Annotated in this window: 14 protein-coding genes and 1 pseudogene; 10 read left to right on the top strand and 5 right to left on the bottom strand. The window is 55.3% G+C overall.

The features are described 5' to 3' along the window. Positions 1–178: 178 nt before the first annotated feature. From HU731_RS27125 to HU731_RS27115, 3 genes are all read right to left on the bottom strand, one after another. A complete protein-coding gene (locus HU731_RS27125) occupies positions 179–1,483 on the bottom strand; it encodes an NAD(P)/FAD-dependent oxidoreductase (RefSeq protein WP_003232738.1) in 1,305 nt (434 codons plus the stop codon). Positions 1,484–1,554: 71 nt separating this feature from the next. Next, positions 1,555–1,995: a Rid family hydrolase gene (locus tag HU731_RS27120; RefSeq protein ID WP_003232737.1), complete on the bottom strand. Its 441-nt coding sequence runs from the start codon at positions 1,993–1,995 to the stop codon at positions 1,555–1,557. A gap of 53 nt (positions 1,996–2,048) precedes the next feature. Beyond that, positions 2,049–3,188 carry an ornithine cyclodeaminase family protein gene (locus HU731_RS27115; protein WP_003232735.1) on the bottom strand — a complete coding sequence of 380 codons (1,140 nt, stop codon included), beginning with the start codon at positions 3,186–3,188 and terminating at the stop codon, positions 2,049–2,051. A gap of 483 nt (positions 3,189–3,671) precedes the next feature. On the opposite strand from HU731_RS27115, the gene HU731_RS27110 reads away from it, so the two are divergent. From HU731_RS27110 to HU731_RS27065, 10 genes are all read left to right on the top strand, one after another. Beyond that, positions 3,672–4,196 carry a nuclear transport factor 2 family protein gene (locus tag HU731_RS27110; protein ID WP_186606220.1) on the top strand — a complete coding sequence of 175 codons (525 nt, stop codon included), beginning with the start codon at positions 3,672–3,674 and terminating at the stop codon, positions 4,194–4,196. Continuing rightward, the gene (locus tag HU731_RS27105) at positions 4,193–5,293 is read left to right on the top strand and encodes an amidase (RefSeq protein ID WP_050557257.1); all 1,101 of its coding nucleotides are present in this window, start codon (positions 4,193–4,195) and stop codon (positions 5,291–5,293) included. Before HU731_RS27110 ends, HU731_RS27105 begins: the two co-directional genes overlap by 4 nt. A 589-nt stretch (positions 5,294–5,882) precedes the next feature. Further along, positions 5,883–7,307, top strand: coding sequence for an APC family permease (locus HU731_RS27100; protein ID WP_003232730.1), 1,425 nt, complete (start codon positions 5,883–5,885; stop codon positions 7,305–7,307). A 165-nt stretch (positions 7,308–7,472) separates the two neighbouring features. Next, entirely contained in the window at positions 7,473–8,756 is a 1,284-nt protein-coding gene (locus tag HU731_RS27095; protein WP_003232728.1) for an aromatic ring-hydroxylating oxygenase subunit alpha, read from the top strand. After that, entirely contained in the window at positions 8,757–9,233 is a 477-nt protein-coding gene (locus HU731_RS27090) for an aromatic-ring-hydroxylating dioxygenase subunit beta (protein ID WP_003232726.1), read from the top strand. It abuts the gene before it with no gap. A gap of 488 nt (positions 9,234–9,721) precedes the next feature. Beyond that, entirely contained in the window at positions 9,722–11,047 is a 1,326-nt protein-coding gene (locus HU731_RS27085) for an alginate export family protein (protein WP_003232724.1), read from the top strand. A gap of 749 nt (positions 11,048–11,796) precedes the next feature. Further along, a complete protein-coding gene (locus HU731_RS27080) occupies positions 11,797–12,645 on the top strand; it encodes an alpha/beta fold hydrolase (RefSeq protein WP_003232723.1) in 849 nt (282 codons plus the stop codon). Continuing rightward, positions 12,642–13,838, top strand: coding sequence for a multidrug effflux MFS transporter (locus tag HU731_RS27075; RefSeq protein WP_032870214.1), 1,197 nt, complete (start codon positions 12,642–12,644; stop codon positions 13,836–13,838). Before HU731_RS27080 ends, HU731_RS27075 begins: the two co-directional genes overlap by 4 nt. 122 nt (positions 13,839–13,960) lie before the next feature. After that, on the top strand, positions 13,961–15,268 hold the full coding sequence (locus HU731_RS27070) for an NAD(P)/FAD-dependent oxidoreductase (RefSeq protein WP_003232718.1): 1,308 nt from the start codon (positions 13,961–13,963) through the stop codon (positions 15,266–15,268). Between the two features lie 32 nt (positions 15,269–15,300). Further along, the gene (locus HU731_RS27065; protein WP_157169932.1) at positions 15,301–16,512 is read left to right on the top strand and encodes an MFS transporter; all 1,212 of its coding nucleotides are present in this window, start codon (positions 15,301–15,303) and stop codon (positions 16,510–16,512) included. A gap of 16 nt (positions 16,513–16,528) precedes the next feature. Here the strand turns inward: HU731_RS27065 and HU731_RS27060 are convergent, their stop codons facing one another. After that, entirely contained in the window at positions 16,529–17,029 is a 501-nt protein-coding gene (locus HU731_RS27060) for a hypothetical protein (protein ID WP_003232716.1), read from the bottom strand. 105 nt (positions 17,030–17,134) lie between these two features. Next, positions 17,135–17,638: pseudogene (locus HU731_RS29065) on the bottom strand (methyl-accepting chemotaxis protein); the annotation flags it as partial. Between the last annotated feature and the right edge of the window lie 166 nt (positions 17,639–17,804).

Here is a 17,804-nt window from a genome sequence, read left to right as displayed (position 1 = left end):
TGAATGCCGGGAAGCAATACTGAGGGCTAGTTTTTTTGGTCAGTGACCTACAATATTTTTATAGCTTTTTGATCTAAGAAGGCGTTTCTGTCTGCGCCGAAATTTGCGGTTCTAGGTTGCACATTTAACTTTCTATGGGGCTCTTGATTGCTGAGGTACCCCTGATTTCCTGGCTTTATCAGCTGTGCTGGCGCTTGAGGTGATACGGTGCGGGATTAACTATCGGTGTGTCGCCAGTGACGAGATCAGCGACCAGTTGTCCGGCTGCTGGAGAGGTGCCAAAACCATGCCCTGAGAATCCGGAAGCAAGCGTCAAGCCCGGAATTTTATCCACGGGGGATATCACTGGGAGGCCGTCCGGGGTTACATCGATCATGCCAGCCCATTCGAGCTCTACGGTGGCTTTTTTAAAAGCGGGCCAAGCTTCAGTGAGATTGCGTAATGCAGCCCGATTCAGTCCGTGATTGACGTTTGGGTCTATTGTCCGTCTCTGCTCGAAAGCAGAGGTACCTTGGTCAGAACTGCGTCGCGACAGGGCCAGTTCTGTCATGAACTCTCGTCCCAGGGAAAGATTCATGTTTTTCCATTGGGAGCGCAGTGTGGAAAAGTAATGATGCCCGATCATCAAGCTGTCAGGCACGATCGGCACCATGAAAGCTCCCCGGTTTGTAATGATGTATCCGCCGTCCTGATGTTTGCGAAAAGAGATATCTGGAGTTCCTACTGCGACCTCAGTCATTCCCTCTATCGTCAGAGGAGCCGTTCGAAGGACTGAGGCGACTACCGGCAACGTCAAGAGGGGAACACCGAAGTTAGCCAGGAAGCGTCTCGACCACATGCCGCCGGAAAGAACTACGTTATCGCAACGCACTTCCCCCCGCTCGGTTACAACACCGCTTACTCTGCCTGCCGACATGGATAGCGTTCGCACCGCGCAGTTCTCCACGATGATAACGCCTTTTGCAATAGCCGCCCGTGCGATGGCACTGCTGGCAAGAGTAGGCTCTGCTCGGCCATCAGAGGCTGTATAAATTCCGCCTGCCCAATCGACGGTGCACCCTGGAGAAAGATCAGCGATTTCTCTCGCGGTGACCAGGCGTGAGTCGAGCGAGGCATCAGCGACTGAGTTCAACCATTCTTGATGTGAAGCCATTTCCGAGGCTGAGCTGGCGGTATACAAAATACCGGTCTGTCTGTAGCCAACATCGGCATTGAGCCGTTGCGCCATGGTGCCCCATAGTTTTTCTGCAGCGATTGAAAGAGGGAGGTCCAGTTTGGCCCGCCCCATTTTCCTGATCCACCCCAGATTTCGCGAGGATTGTTCGCCAGCAATTCTGCCCTTTTCAAGTACTGTGACGGGTATGCCACGTTCTGCCAGCGACAATGCCGCAGTGAGTCCGATAATGCCCCCTCCGATCACCACCACTGTCGTGGCGGCAGGAAGAACGACAGAAGTCTGAACGGGAGAGATAGAGGGGGCCAAGTTTCTTATCCTTGATACTGTATACGTTATCGAAAGTGCACTGAATCGCTACGCCCTGAGGCTGCTAAGTGTCACGTATTGTTATGAGTAATCGTGATTTCTTTGACATTGGCCTTTGAGACCCCGCGATAGGCGGTGACTTCAATTTCAACTTTGTATATCTCAGATCCCAGGGGAGGGCTGGTCAGCGTCAGCGTTGGATTAATGCCTCGCATTTTTTCTGCGTAGGTGGCCATTACGATATCTATGTCCTTCGCAAACGGTATGAACACGCGCGCGGCAACGATATCGCCAAGCGAAGCGTCAACGGCCGAAAGGGCATGTTCTATATTGGCCAAGACTTGAAGGGTCTGCTCAGCCGGGTCTTCGGGCATTTCCTTTGTGGCGGGATTGCGGCCGGCGGTATTGGATACGAAAATCAGATCGCCGACGGCGATCAGGCGCGAATAGCTACCCAGCTCCTCAAACTTGGATCCGGTTTTAACTTTAATAACGTCGATAACTTCTTTCATGTGGAGTGTCCGATATTCAATGAAGACTCAGAAGGCGCGGTGGCCGTGCAGGCTCAACTTAGCGTTGGGGTTTCCCAGAGATTAAGTTTGACGCCTATGCCTTTTTCGCATGCGTTCCGATAAATCACGGTGCCCCACGCAACATCTTCTACGGGCATACCGCCGACCGACATGATTATGATTTCATCGTCGTTTTTGCGGCCGGGTGCTTCACCGACAACAATCTTGCCCAGATCCTCGAGCTGGTCAGGTGACATTTTTCCTTCGTCGATCAGATCCAGGAATTGGATGCCCACTACTGGCACGATGTTGTGCACTGGCTTGGGATTTTCTTCATGCCATGCTTGGTAGAGAGAAGGATTGTCCAGAACCTTGCGGATGTCGGGTGACTGCATGCCTTCATCGATACTCGTCAAGGCGGGCATGGACAGGAACGTACCCGGGCTTACCCATTCACGCTTCACCACAGGATAGGCAGAGGCATCACCAATTGCTCCGGAATTGCAGAATGTGACGATGTCACAATCGCGTACCACAGCTTCGTTGGTGTCAACCACATGAATGTTGACAATCTGCGGAAAAGTCTCACGAACCCACGATGTAAACGCATCGATATTTTTTTGGCCGCGTCCCTTGACTTTAACTGTGTCAATCCCAGGACATTCGGCAACGAATGCCGAAAGTGAGGTCTTCGCCATCACACCTGGACCCAGAATGCCAACCACCTTCGAATTCTTTTTGGCCAGATGGCGGGCGCCTACGCCAGGCACGGCGCCTGTTCGATAAGCAGAAAGAAGATTCGCTGACATGATTGCCAGAGGAGCGCCCGTATCGGCATCGTTGAGTACGAACAGAAGGATGGAGCGGGGGAGGCCCTTCTCTCTATTCGCGATGTTGGATCCGTACCATTTCATCCCGGCTGTCCGAAATTGACCGCCAAGGTACGCAGGCATCGCCATGAAGCGTCGATCGGGGGTAGGTTTGGGCATGTCCGGAAAAGGTGAGTCTTCGGGAAATACCACCACAGATCCGTGGGAGTTGTTATTGGGACCTGCCATGCGGTAGTCGCCGTGGTACATCAGGGAAAACATTTCTTCCATCGTGTCAACGCAGGCTGCCATATTGGTAACGCCCGCCTGAATCATGTCCGGTTCGGAGAGGTAAATGAAATCAATATTTGGTAAGTTGTGCATAGTCGTTGATGCTCATTTTGAAATACTGCTCTTGCCGCTGATACGAACCTTTCTCAGCGGGGACGTGATCTGACCGGTTGCGCTCTAACCTTCAACGCCGTTGTCATTCTGAATCGAACGGTCCAAATCGCAGGGCCTTCGAATAATCGGGTGAGCCATGACGGTTATGCGCTTTTTTCGGCGCTTAACTGCTCCACATCAGCCTTGGAGCATTCGGCATGAGTTCTGGCGCTCAAGCTAAACTAGGTAACAGACCACGCTTATCCTACAGTTCGTTTTTTTGAACTCGATGACATTCGAGGCGACACTTGTTGTGGTAATGACAACGCTTGCTCTAGCAGGGTATAGCGGCTATTCCGGTCAAGCACCGATCAACATCATTGCCTAAAAAGCAACATGATCTCTGGTTACTGTGATTGTGGCCCGATTTCTATGTCAGTAATTTCCTTGTCTTGTTTTTGCAAATTCGACAGGAGCCTTCTCATGATTTCCCCCATTTCCCCCATTTCCCCCATTTCTGACATTTCCCTGCTGGAAGAGCGTATTCGGGTACTTGAGGCCGAATCTGCGGTTCGCCATTTACTGAATCGGTATATGTTTTTGTGCGACGTTCCCGGACCTGAAACACGTGAAAGCGAGCTGGGCCAATTGTTCTGCCAGGACGCAGTTTGGCAGGGGGTCGGATCTCGGTATGCCCTTAAGTTTGGTCGTGTAGACGGACGCAAAGCGATAGTGGCGATGCTCATGAGTTACCTGCCGCCGGCTCCACACTTTCTGTCAAATATGCACTTTCTTTCCGGTGAGCAGATAGCTGTCGATGGTTTTCAAGCCAAAGGCCGATGGGTAATGCAGCAACTCAGTCGCTACGAATCTGGTCAATCCGAATCAATTGTCGCCGCCCTCAGCGTGGAAATTCTCTGGGAGGCAGACGCCTGGCGCATCTCCTCTTTTTCAACTGAACGCGTTGATGCCTTTCGTCTCGAGAATGTCCAGGGGGCGTCACTGTGAGCCCGCTGGTCATTGAAGGTTGCATCGGGGGGCCGGGTCGGACTGTCGCCATCAAGGATTCTTTGGATGTGGCAGGTTGGCCAACACGCTGTGGGAGTCGTGCTTTCGAACACGCCGCGCCAGCCCAGAACCATGCAGCCGTTGTGAAGGCGCTTCTCGACGATGGTTGGCAAATCATTGGCAAGACTGTGCTGCATGAGCTGGCTTTCGGCGTGACCGGTATCAACGAGTGGGCTGGAACGCCAGTTAATCCACAGGCACCGGACCGGATACCCGGTGGGTCTTCCAGCGGCTCAGCAGTCATCGTTGCTCAGGGAAATGTGGATGTGGCATTGGGTACTGATACAGGAGGTTCTGTGCGCATGCCGGCTGCCTGCTGTGGGGTCTTCGGTCTCAAGCCATCGTTCGGGCGTTTGAGTCGTCACGGTGTGTATCCGGCTTCCAGTTCTCTTGATGTTGTAGGACCCATGGCTCGTGATCTCGAGACGATCGTGGCTGCGATGACTTCAATGGACTCAACTTTCTCGGCGCATAAGCCTCTCGGGCAATTCCGGGTAGGGGTGGTCGATGTCTCTTGCGATCCGGCGATTGAGCAAGCCATACGGGACGAGATGGATCGTCGAGGCTGGGCCTGGGAAGTCGTCACGCTGCCGCTTCTTGAACAGGCATTCGAAGCTGCATTGACCGTCATTAATGCTGAAACGTGGGCTGCTTATGGTCATTACACGGGCCAGGCTTTACTGGGCGCCGATATTGAGGCGAGGTTGCGGCGTGCGGCCAACACCGATGCCGTGGCGGTACAAGCTGCGCAAGCGGTGCGCATGGCATTCAGCGAACAGGTGGACCATTTGCTGGAACGCTTCGATACGCTTGTCCTTCCGAGTTTGCCTCGTCTGCCACCGCTATTGGTTGATGTACGCAAGGGTGAATCGGTGATCGATCTGACCCGATTCCTCAGGCCGTTCAACTTGAGCGGGCACCCGGCATTGAGTGTGCCAATTCCATACCCGGGTTCCTCCATTAAAACCAGCCTGCAACTCATCGGAGCAAAGGGAGCGGACGCACGTCTGTGTGCCATTGCTGGTGCGTTCCTTTGAATCAGTCAGCGTTCGTCATCGAGCGCAGCAAGCACGTTGGTCAGGCGGTGTAATCAAAAAGTGACCCAGTTCCTTCTCGGGCCACGCAGTACTTGATAAGGAATGTCATCTAACAAATTGCAGCGTTGCAATTTGTACAACGAATGTCGCTTACGGTGTCATGGTTTTCGGGGTGCAGTGCTGCAAGGATACCTGTAGAACTTATATCCCTATGAAGCCTGATGACCGGTGACGCGCACTCTACGTCGCACGAAAAAATTAAAACGATGCGCCTGCGCCTGAATCAATCCGATTGCCAAGGCCAGGAATATACACTTCACATCGATGCCTCGTTGAATAGACGTCATGAATCGTGTCATCGAAGACAAGTGATGGGTTTGAGTTCCTGAGTACCCGCCCTTTGGCAAGATAAGAGTTTGATGAACTTGGCAACGAGTGAGGAGCGATGTAAAGAATAGCCAGGCTGCGGTTTTCAGGGGCAGCGGGTAAGTATCGCTTGTGCTTGAGGAGCGCTCGCGTGGGTCCGCAAGGATGCTGCTGCATCGATTTATTTCCGTTATTCATAAAATAATTAGAGTGGAGAATTGGGATGACAGAGCTATCCGAGCCCCTATCTGCAGATGTGCCTGCAGGCGGCCAGCAATTAGAAGGTAATCTAAGTGCTTATAAAATCGCGTTATTGGTGATTGCAGCCGCAGGACCATTAGGGGCAGTTCTCACCGCGGCCCCCATCGCTTTTGAGCACGGTAATGGCGCTGGCCTTGCCGGAGCATTCCTGCTGGCAGGAATTCTGATGATTTTTTTCTCGATAGGCTATGGCGAATTAATCCGGGCGATCCCGGGGGCCGGCGCATTTTACAAGTACCTCACGGTGATCTTTGGACGGGGCGTTGGCGCGGGGGCGGCATGGGTTGCCTTAGCCTCTTATCTGGCAATTACCACGGCGATTGCTGTGGCGTCCGGGTATTACACGAATATGACCATGCAAGGGTTTGGTATTGATATCGGCTGGGCCGCATGGACCGTGTTATACGTGGGGGCGATCTGTTATCTGGGTCGGGCGAATATTGATTTTGCCGCAAAGATCCTGGTGCCTTTGGTGCTTGCAGAGTTCTTTGTGCTTTTTCTACTGGGTATTTCCATATTCTTGGATAAAGGTCTTAACGCCTTCCCGGTTCAAGCCATCTCGGTAGACGCAATAATGTTGCCGGGGCTGGGGGTTGGGCTCATGGTGGCGCTGGCGTCATTCCTCGGTGTCGAGTCCGCCGCGCTTTATGCGATGGAAGCCAGGAAGCCAGCAAAAACCATTCCGCATGCCACTCGTTTGGCGGTCGTGTTGGTAGGCGTCGCCTACTTGATTATTATCTGGCTTATCATCGGTGAGGTTGGGTTTGACTCCATCAAGGACGAGGCAGCCGTAGCGAAGGGCGGGTTGGTCATTAATTTGTTCACGACTCGTTTGGGTAGCACGATGGCGACAATTGTTTCCCTTATGCTGTGCACCAGTAACTTTTGCTGTTTGTTGTCACTGCATAATGCGGCGACGCGGTATGTTCAAGTGTTGGCCAAAGACCGGCACTTACCGAATGTTCTTTCACGTATTCATGAAACGAAAAAATCTCCAGCCAATGCCAGTCTACTTGTGACCGTGCTCGTTGCGCTGACCATTATCGTCTCTTCCTGCCTGGGCTATGACGCCTTTGTATTTTTGTTTCCCGTCACGGTGGCATTGTCGACGCTTGGATTGATAGGGCTTCAGACATTTGTCACATTGGGGGTCGTCGTTCACTTCAAAAAAGCCAACGATAAACGGTATTTTAAAACGTTACTCAGCCCACTCATCGCACTGGCGGGGCTTAGTGCTGCCGTTTATCTCATCTACGATAATTACGGCATGCTAACGGGCAGTGAATCTGCCTGGGTCAATGGCACTCCATTACTTTTGGTTGTCTTGTTTCTCTACGGGATAATCAAGGGGGGCTTCAGGAAAGCTGACTCGTCCGGGATCAAATGATATAGGCCATGCCTACACCGCCGTTAAGCTTGATCCAGGTGGGCTGACGCTTGTTGTCTTTAAAACAATAAACCTCTCGCGGTCGGCGGTTGATGGGCTGTGGGTGCGGGCTTAAGGTTATTTAAAAATAACTCTCGTCACATTGCGATAGAAAGGTAATTAATTGTGAGCGATTTAATTAACGTTGTCGGGCTTGATATGGAGCCCGCAAGCTTGATCAAGCACGACCGCGTGCACACGTCGTTGTACACCGACGCCAAGTTGTTTGACATGGAACTGGAAAAGATTTTCTACAGTACCTGGGTCTGGGTCGCGCACGTCAGCGAGATCCCGGAGGCGGGCAGCTACAAAAGCACCTACATCGGCAAGCAGCCGGTGATCGTGGTGCGCGACCGCAAGAAACAGGTCCATGTGCACCTCAACCGCTGCCGCCATCGCGGCGCTACGGTATGCGAACACAAGAAGGGCAAGACCAACAGCTTTGTCTGTCCATATCACGGCTGGAGTTACGCGCTGGATGGTTCACTGCGTGGTGTGCCGAGCCCTGAAAGCTACGGTGATTGCCTGGATAAGGGCGAGTTGCCTCTGGTCAGCCTGCGTGTTGAAGAATACGCGGGCATGCTGTTTGCCTCTCTCAAGGATGACATCGAACCACTGGTCGATTTCCTCGGGCCTGCCAAGAAATGGATCGACCTGTTCATGAAACAGGGCGCCGGTTACCCGATCAAGGTCCCAGGCGAGCACCGTTTCCGCTTTCCGGGCAACTGGAAAATCCAGTTGGAAAATACCACCGACGCTTACCACTTCCCGCTGGTGCACAAGTCATTCCTGGCATCAGTTGATGAGCAAACCCTCAAACTGTTCGACTTCGTTGAAGGGCCGGGTTACGTCGAAGACCTTGGTAACGGGCACAGCGTAATGGTGATGATCCCCGACTTGGTGGATCTTGAAGCCGATCTCGACAAACCGATTCCGGAGCGCTTCGAGGAGCTTGCTGCGCAATTGCGCGAAGACGGTATTGAAGAGCAGCAAGTGCGCCGTATTGTTCGTGCTGTCGGTGGCTCGGGTTTCAATCTTAACCTGTTCCCCAACGTTGCCTGTTCCATGGCGTTTTTCCGCGCGCTGCAACCGATATCGGTGACAGAGACAGAAATTCATCACTCGGTAATCACCATGGACGGCGGCCCTGCTATAGCCAACCGCTACCGCCTGCGTTTGCATGAGCACTTCCAGGGTCCGATGGGCTTTGGTACTCCGGACGATTCCGAAGCCTGGGAGCGTGTGCAGAAAGGCGCAAGTGCTGGCGAAGACCTGTGGATCATGTTGAACCGTGGCCTGCCGGGGGAGAAACCGACCGAAGACGGGCTGGTCAGCGACGTAAGCGCCGAGACCGGCATGCGCGCTGCTTACCAGCAGTGGAAAAAGATGATGACGGCAGAGACTAAGTAAATGAACCTGCAATTACTGAATCAAGTCACCGCCTTTATATGGGCTGAAGGCGACATGCTCGACCATGGCGAATTCGACACCTGGTTGAGCCTGTGGAACGAAAAGGGTACTTACATTATCCCGATCAATCCCAAGGAAGAAGACTTCGAAAACACCCTCAACTACGCCTATGACGATCATCACATGCGTCAGTTACGAATCCAGCGTCTGACCGGAGGTGATTCGATTTCCACCAGCCCGCAGCCGCGCACCGTGCGCACCCTGTCACGTTTTCGTGTGCTGTTCGAAAGCGATGAAAAAGTGACGGTCCGTTGCGCGCAAAACGTGCGCGAGTTTCGCAAGGACTCGCTCAAACATTACAGCGCGGACATCGTCTACGAGCTTGAGCGCGTCAGTGACACTTTCAAGATTCAGCGTAAGTTGATTCGTTTGATCAACGCTGACGACGCGCTCGCTGGGATAGGTTATATACTTTAAGTTAACAGTTCGGGTGCCGGAGACGAGGAGTGTTCGCACTGTTTCTGCCGGCTATAAGAGCGGTGCCTTCTGACCTTCGCCAAGCGTTTTGATCGGAAGGCACCTTGTAGCGGATTGAACAGCTGTCGGTTATAGATTTAAGTATCAGTCTCTTTAGAGGCGGTATTTTTGTTGAATTGACACAGTTAAGGTTTCAGCCCTTCTTCGTACTTGGCATCTATCCAAAAAAACATGTCAGACTCAGGCCATTGCTGTACCGGTAATAATGCTCAGATTAGGCCTGTAGAGAGTTATTCAAGCACGCTATCGCGAGGAGGTGAAATTCAAAAAGCACAACAGATGCTTAAAAACAAGCGGTGCAATTATTAATCAGTAACTCGCATTGACTACTCCAACGACTGCAGAATCCTGGCGGCATTTAAATGAAGATTGTTGAATAGCCCATTTAATGTATCGCTTAACTTAATAAAAAAAATGGAAATGCAACCATGCGTCGATATTCCCTGCTTCACTTTTGTACCCTCGCTGCACTATTCAATGCAACAACTCCCGCGGGCGCTTACGAGCTTTTTTCCCGAGATGAGACCCATCTCAATGCTAACCTGGATGCGGTTTTTGGCGTTTTCCACAGTCGTGAAAGTTATCCAGCCTCTGGTCGGTTAACACAGGGGTCGTCCTCATGGAGAGAGGGCTACATCAAGTATGGCGTGAGCGGCGATCAGGGATTGCGAGGCGCAGGGACGGCCTATGGTGCCTTCTCACTGGTCAGTTCGGCCACTTGGGGGGATGGGGACGCTGCAGGCTACACTGATGGATCAGAGCGCACCACCAAGATTGAAGATGCTTATCTGGGATGGCGCTCGGGCAACCTGTTTGAAGTCCTTGGCAAAGACGGCATCGACTTTTCATTCGGTCGACAGAATATTGCAGTGGGCGACGGCTTCCTTATTCAGGGCGACGCCTTCAGTGCAGGTCGCGGCCTCGGCGACGGACAGTATAATCGTGGAGGTGCTTTCTACGTGGCTGCCCGTAAAGCATTCGATAAGACAGCCGTGTTGCGCATTGGCGGTAAAGAGGGCTGGCGTGGCGATCTGATGTGGCTTAAATCCGATAATCCCTCTCAGGCTAATACCGAGATGTACGTCGGTACGCTGGAACACGTGGCCGCAGCGGGTACCGTTGGCCTGACGTACGTCAACACCACGAAAATCGCTGAACAGTACGCTTCCCCCCTTCAGCTTGAGCGTGAAGGCATGAAGACCTACAGCGTGCGCGCAGTGGGTAACGCGGGCGTGGAAAACCTGTTTTTGTCGGGTGAATACGCCAGGCAAAACAAACCGAATGCGGCGAATGAGGACGCTTGGTATCTGGAAGCAGGGTGGACCTTTGCTGATGCTCCGTGGAAGCCGAGCGCCAGCTATCGCTACAGCCGCTTTTCAGAGGGTTATGACACCTTGTTTTATGGAACGGGCCGTGGCTATGGCACATGGTTCCAAGGTGAGGTGGCAAGTAACTATGCCGGGCCCTTCAATAATAATGCTCGTATCCAGAACGTCACGTTCAAGGTCTCTCCTTTGGAAAGCCTGACCCTCGGAGCCATGTACTTTAATTACGACACCATTGATCGTAACGTGCGTAACAACGATGGTCATGAAATCGACTTGTATGCCGAATGGCGCGTTAATCAGCACTTGACCGTTTTGCCTTTGTTAGGCATCTACCAGCCAGACAAAAGCGCAGAGCAGGGGGGGACGCAGTTGGGTAACAACGATACCAATGTGTACACCCAGTTGGTGTTTGCTACGACATTTTGATACGTGGCAGGTGACTGATGTCACCTGTTTTTGTTTCTGGCCGTTTAAATAAAGCATGTATCCATACACACGCCATAGCCCACCGTCGGATCGCCGAGTTTTGCCTGGCAAACGTTCTGTACTTCTTGCGAGATCTAGCTGTATCAAAGAAAAGCATGACGTAAATAACGCAGTCAGTAATAGAAACCGGCAGAGCGTTTCATCCGTGCGCCTGGAATAGTTTCCACTTTTGCTCCGTGGTGGAGGTGCCCTCGTTCCCGAGGGCATCCTTTTTAGACAGGCACTCTTTTTGAGCGGTTATTGGCCGCTTTATTCTGGCGTTGCGTTTCCTAAGACTATTTCGTCTGGATCACTCACGATTTCAGCCCAATCGACTTTCCTGACAGCGTCGCCGCGACATCGAGCATCATTTCGCGCCAACGCCGAGGGCCCGCTCGAAGCTTGATGTCCGAAATTTACAATACCGTCATCAACCGCACGCCGATACTCGACCTCGATAGCGTGGGGGCAGCCGATATCCCCTTCAGTCGAGAATAATAATGTCCATTACCACCAACATAGACTTCATCTACTTGTCCGAGCCCGTATCGCTTCGATCGTTTCTGATTTGAACCAAACCTCATGCCACTGTAGGAGCGAGCTTGCTCGCGAAGAACTCAAATGGACCGCGTTCATACAGGATGCCCGCGTTTTTCGTTGACGCTCTTCGCGAGCAAGCTCGCTCCTACGCAGATTAGCGGAGCGAAGCTATGCACTCAGTCAGCAGTTTCTTCACCACTCGAGCAGGCTTGAACCTGCATGTCCTGCGCTGGGGCAACCCGAGCGGCGTGCCTCTGGTTCTGCTGCACGGCTTGCGTGCCTATGCACAGACCTGGGAGTCGTTGGTCGAGGCGTTGGGAGGTGGTTATTGCATCTACGCCCTCGACCAGCGCGGTCGCGGGCTGAGTGACTGGGCCCCGGCCGCGAGCTACCACACACAGTTCTATGTGGAGGATCTGCAGGATTTCGTCGCCCATGCCGGCTTACAGCGCTTCGTGTTGCTGGGGCATTCACTGGGCGGCGCCAATACCCTCGAATACGCACGGCAGACGCCTGGCCGCTTGATTGGCCTGATCATCGAAGACATCGGACCCGGGTCTTCGAGCCCGGGCGACGGTGCGGCGCGCATCCGCCGGGAGATGAACCAGACCCCGCTGCAATTCGACAATTGGGAGGCCGCCCGCACGTTCTGGCAGACCTCGCGCCCGGGCTTGTCGGAACAAGGCCTGGCCTCCCGGCTGGCCCACTCGATGAAAGAAAGCGCCGGCGTGATCACCTGGCGCCACGACCAGCAAGGCATCGCCGAGGCGCGCCTGAGCATCGAACCGACTGACTTGTGGCCGGCGGTGCGCGCCCTGGATTGCCCGACCCTGTTCATTCGCGGCGCGCGCTCGGATTTCTTGCCGGTGGCGACCCTGCAAGCCATGCGCGACAGCAATGCGCAGATTCAAACCGCCGAAGTCGCGGACGCCAGTCACTATGTGCATGACGACCAGGGTGAGACGTTCAACCGGCTGGTCATCGCGTTCCTTGACAGCCTCGCGATACCCGGCCGATGAAACGGCGGGCCCGATTGATCGTATTGCTTTCATCGCTGACGGCCTTCGGGCCGTTTTCGATTGACACTTATCTGCCCAGCTTTCCGCAAATCGCCGAGGATCTGGCGACCAGCACCGCGCAAGTGCAACACACCATCAGCGCGTTTCTTGCCGGGCTGTGCCTGGGCATGCTGTGCTACGGGCCGCTGTCCGACCGCTATGGCCGTCGCCCGTTGCTGCTCGGCAGCCTGGCGCTGTACGTGGCGGCGACCCTGGGCTGCCTGTTTGCCGGCAGCGTCGAGCAACTGATTGCCTGGCGCTTTTTCCAGGCGCTGGGTGGCGCGGGCGCGCTGGTGCTGGCCCGCGCCGTCGCCAGAGACCTGGTCGGCCTGGTGGAGGCGGCCAAAGTACTGTCGTGGATGCACGTGCTGACCATGATGGCGACCCTGGTCGCGCCGATGATCGGCACCTGGCTGGTGCTGATCCAGGGCTGGCGGACCATCTTCGCGGCGTTGTTCATCCTGTCCAGCCTGTGCCTGTTGCTGGTTGCCTTGACCCTGAAGGAAAGTTTGCCCGTGCAGCAGCGCGGAGCGTCCGTGCCGGCGGCCTTCGCGGCGTACCTTGCCATTGTCCGGCAACCCAGGGCAGTGGCGCTGATCCTGTGCATGGCCCTGGGCTTTGGCGGCATGTTCGCCTTTATCACCGCGTCGCCTTTTGTCTACGTGGTGTACTTCGACGTCTCGCCACGGGCGTTCAGCGCATTGTTCGCCCTGAACATCCTCGGCATCATCCTGGTGACCTTCATCAACGCCCGCTGGGTGGGCCGTTTCGGACCGCAACGCATGCTCGGGGTGGGCACGGTACTGGCGAGCGGGGCAGGGCTGGCGATGATGCTGGTCGGCTATACCGGATGGGGCGGGCTGGCGAGCATCGTGTGTTGCATGGTGCTGTACATGGGCGTGACCGGTTTGATCGGCGCCAACTGCATGGCCAGTCTGATGATGCTGTTTCCACGCCAGGCCGGCGCGAGCGTGGCGCTGGGGATTTCGGTGCAATTCGCTACCGGGGCGCTGGCCAGTCTGTGGGTCAGCCATTTGGCTGATGGCAGCGCCTGGCCGATGTGCCTGGTGGTGGGGTGTTGCGGGTTGGGCGCGTTGGTTGCTTATGGTGTGACCCTTCGCCTGCCTGCCCGGGCGGTCGCCGTGACGGCTTGAGCCCACTTGCCGATGGGTTGTCAGCCCTGACCAAGAATTCGGCAATATTGGACATGCCAGCCAAGCCAATCCGTTCCACACTGGGGACGTGATAGGCCCTGATAATAAAAAGGTAGGCTGGTATGTCGTTGTCTTTGGAAAACCCTTCTTCGTACTACACCATGACCCGTAAATACGACCTGCACTATCGCGACCTCGAAAGCGATATCGAGGCTGAGGTCGTGATCATCGGGGGCGGTTTTTCGGGTATCAACACGGCGCTGGAGCTGGCCGAGCGGGGTATCACCAACGTGGTGGTGCTGGAAGCCAATTACCTGGGCTTCGGCGGTTCGGGTCGCAACGGCGGCCACGTGATGGCGGGCATCGGGCATGACCTGGAAAATATCGAAAAGGACGTCGGCCCCGAGGGGCTCAAGGCGATTTTCGAGATCAGCGACCTGGGCGCGAGCCTCATCAAGCAACGTATCGCGCGGTATGACATCCAGGCGGATTTCCGGCACGGTTACGGTTACATGGGGTTCAACAAGCGTCAGGGCAAACTCTTGCAGTCCTGGGCCAAAGACTTCCAGAGCCTGAACCCGGATCAGGAAATCACTTACCTGGAAGGTTCAGAGGTGCGCAGTATTGTCGGGGCAGATATCTACACCTGTGCGCTCAAGCATATGGGCAATGGGCATATCCATTCGCTGAACCTGCTGCTGGGGCAGGCGCAGGCCTTTACTGAAATCCATGGTGGACGGATTTTCGAGCAGTCCCCGGTGCTTGAGGTGAACTATGGAGCCAAGATCACCGTGCGCACGGCGAAAGGTTCGGTCAAGGCCGACAAACTGCTGTTTGCGTGCGGGGCCTTTCTCAACAAGCTGGACCGCTCGCTCGACAACTCCACCATCAACGTCTACGCCTTCAATACGGTCACCGAGCCGCTGACCAATGAAATGATCGAGCGCATCAGCCCGATCCGTGGCGCCTTCAGCGATATCACGCCGATCATCGATTATTACCGGATCACGGCGGATAACCGGCTGATGTACGGCACCGCCGGCATGCTGCTCGAGTATGTCCCGCTGGACCTGAAAGCGTGGAACCACAAAAAAATGCTGAGACTGTTTCCCTACCTCGCCACGACCAAAATCGATTTGGCCTGGGGCGGCCCGATGGATTGCTCATTGAACCTATTCCCGCAGGTCGGCACGTTGGATGAGCATCCGAATGTGTTCTATGTGCAGGGCTATTCCGGGTTCGGGGTCACACCCAGCCAGGTGATCGCCAGGGTCATCGCCGACGGTATGAGCGGTGGCTCGCCCGCCTGGGATGCGATGAGTTCGATTCCACGCAAGCGTATTTTCGGCAAGGACCGTTTCAGGGCAGTGCTGTGCTCCCTGGGCAAGGTTTCTCGCCAACTCAATGCCTACCGTGTAGGCCGTCGTTAAGTAAACATTGTTTATCAAGCCGGGATACCTCAATGAAAACTACAAAAACAAATCCGATCGATAAAACTTCCGTCTACCTGTGTGCAGGGTTGGTCTCAGGGGCGGGCGCACTGTTATTGAACGTGCTACCGGTGCTGTTTGGAGCGTTTGCCGAGCGATTCGGGCTCGGCGAGCACCAACTGGGTAACCTCGCGATGGCCATGAACCTGGGGTTTGGCGCGTTCGGGCTGGCGTCATTGCTGTGGATCCACCGACTCAGCTGGCGGGTTATTTCAGCGCTGTCGTCGGCGCTGGTGGTGGGCGCGGTGTTATTTGTTCTGCGTGACCCTTCCTATGAAATGCTGCTGGTGATCATGGCCTTGGCGGGCGCCGGAACGGGCGCCTTGTATGCCCTGGCCATGACGATTTTCGGTGACAGCTCCCAGCCCGAACGTGCGTTTGGTTTCAAGCTGGGTATCGAGACGGTACCGGGCGCCTTCCTGCTCATCCTGCTGCCGGTGGCGGTGGCGCCGGTGTGGGGTTTTGAAGGCATGTTGATCACCATCGCCCTGGCCATGGTGGTGATGGGCATTCTGCCGCTGCCCTGGGTGCCGCGCCGTAGCGAGCGCCAATTGGATGCGTCCGATGCTGCTGTGCAGATTCCCAGCACCGAAAGTCGCGCCATCGTATGGTTGAGTCTGGTGGCCAGCCTGGTTTTCCTGACCGGCATCATGTCGGTGTGGGCGTTCCTCGAACTGATGGGGAAAAAGACCGGACTGAGCTCCGATACTATCGGCATGGTGCTGGCGCTGGGCTTTTTGATCAATGCGGGCGGTGGTTTCATCGCGTCGGCGATCGGCCTGAAGGTGGGGCGCTTCATGCCGGTGGCCGTGATCATCCTCGCGGAGTTGCTGGGCCTGGTGGCGCTGGCGCAATTCTCCTCTCTGACGACCTATGTCGTGGGGGTTATCTGCTTTCTGTTTTCGATCAGCTTCGTGCTGGCTTACACCTTTGGCGTCATGGCCGAGTTCGACCTGTCGGGCAAGCTTGTCGCGCTGGGCGCGCTGTGCCTGTCTCTCGGTGCGGCATTCGGGCCGGCCATTGGCGGGTTCCTGATCGAGGCGTTTGGCTACTCGGCGGTATTGGTGTTCTCTGGAGCCTGTTCGGTGGCGGTCCTGGCCATCTATGGTGCTGCGGTGTTGAGAGCTCAACTGGCGTCCAATCGCGCCAGGGATTCAGACACCGCGGTCATGTCCAGACTGTAAGACAGGTGACAAGCTGTTATTGCGCGCGCACCGCGTTGTTGCGCTGAGCGTCGACGAACGCCGCCAGGCGTTCGCTGGCGGTGGCGTAATCATCCTTGTCCGCCAGGGCAAACGCTTCAACCTGGACGTTCTCCTGGCGCAACACATACTGGTAGAAACCCTCATGCCGCGCAGGCACCCGCGCGGCATCGGCATTGATCTCTTTGTAATACTCCCCGGTGGCCTGCGCCATGGTCTTGATCATGCGCTTGGGCGCCAGCCAGTAGTACAACGCCGCTGACTGACCTTTGAGCCATGCGCTGAAGCGATTGGGCTTCACGCGCAATTGCAGGGTCGGTGCTGCATAGACCTCCTCATTCAATGTCTCAAGCGCTTGATAGCTGCTCCAGAATTGCCTGGCCGCCTGCGGCTGATCCCGATTCAGAATGGCTTCGATGGCGTAGCGAGCCGTGGCTCGGTTGGTGATTTCCTTCTGCATCAGCGCCGCAAATGCGGTTTCATCGGCTTTTGAATTCATATTCGTCTCGGCAAGTACAGGTGTGCATGTCAGGGATAACGTCACTAAAGCGATCTTGAACATGTGGCATCCTGGGTGATGGAAAGAGGGTCTGGCCATTGCGGCTCAGGTCTTGAACTTCTGCACCAGCGCCTGTTGTTCGGTGGCCAGTTCGTTCAGTTGCTGGCTGATGCTCGCCGAGCGTTCGGCCTGGGTCGACAGCGAGGCCGTGACGTCGCGTACCGCTTCGACGTTGCGATTGATCTCTTCGGCGACACTGCTCTGTTCTTCCGTGGCGCAGGCTATCTGTACGTTCATGTCGGTGATGATGCCGACCGCCTGGCGAATCTGTTCCAGCGCGTCAAGTGCCAGGCGCGCCTCGGTGGCATTGTGTTGGGCCAGGTCATGACTCTGCTGCATCGCCGTCGTCACATCGTGGGTGCCGTTGTGCAAGTTTTCGACCACGGCACCGATCTCTTCGACCGACGCCTGTGTGCGCTGAGCCAGGCTACGGACTTCATCGGCCACCACCGCAAAGCCGCGACCTGCATCACCGGCCCGTGCCGCTTCGATGGCGGCATTGAGGGCGAGCAGGTTGGTCTGCCGAGCGATAGAGAGAATGACTTCCATGACCGTGCCTATCTGTTGACTGCTCGACGACAATGCCTGCAAACGCATCATGCCTTTGCTCATGCCGGCGGCCAGGGCTTGGATACCCTGGGCCGTGTTTTCGATCACGCGCACCCCATTGCCCGTGGCCTGGTCGGCATGCCGAGCAGCATCCGCTGCCTGCGCG

This window comes from Pseudomonas salmasensis, assembly GCF_014268375.2.
GTDB lineage: Bacteria > Pseudomonadota > Gammaproteobacteria > Pseudomonadales > Pseudomonadaceae > Aquipseudomonas > Aquipseudomonas salmasensis.
Note: the sequence above shows the minus strand (reverse complement) of the source record. Positions and strands in the feature narration are given on the sequence as shown.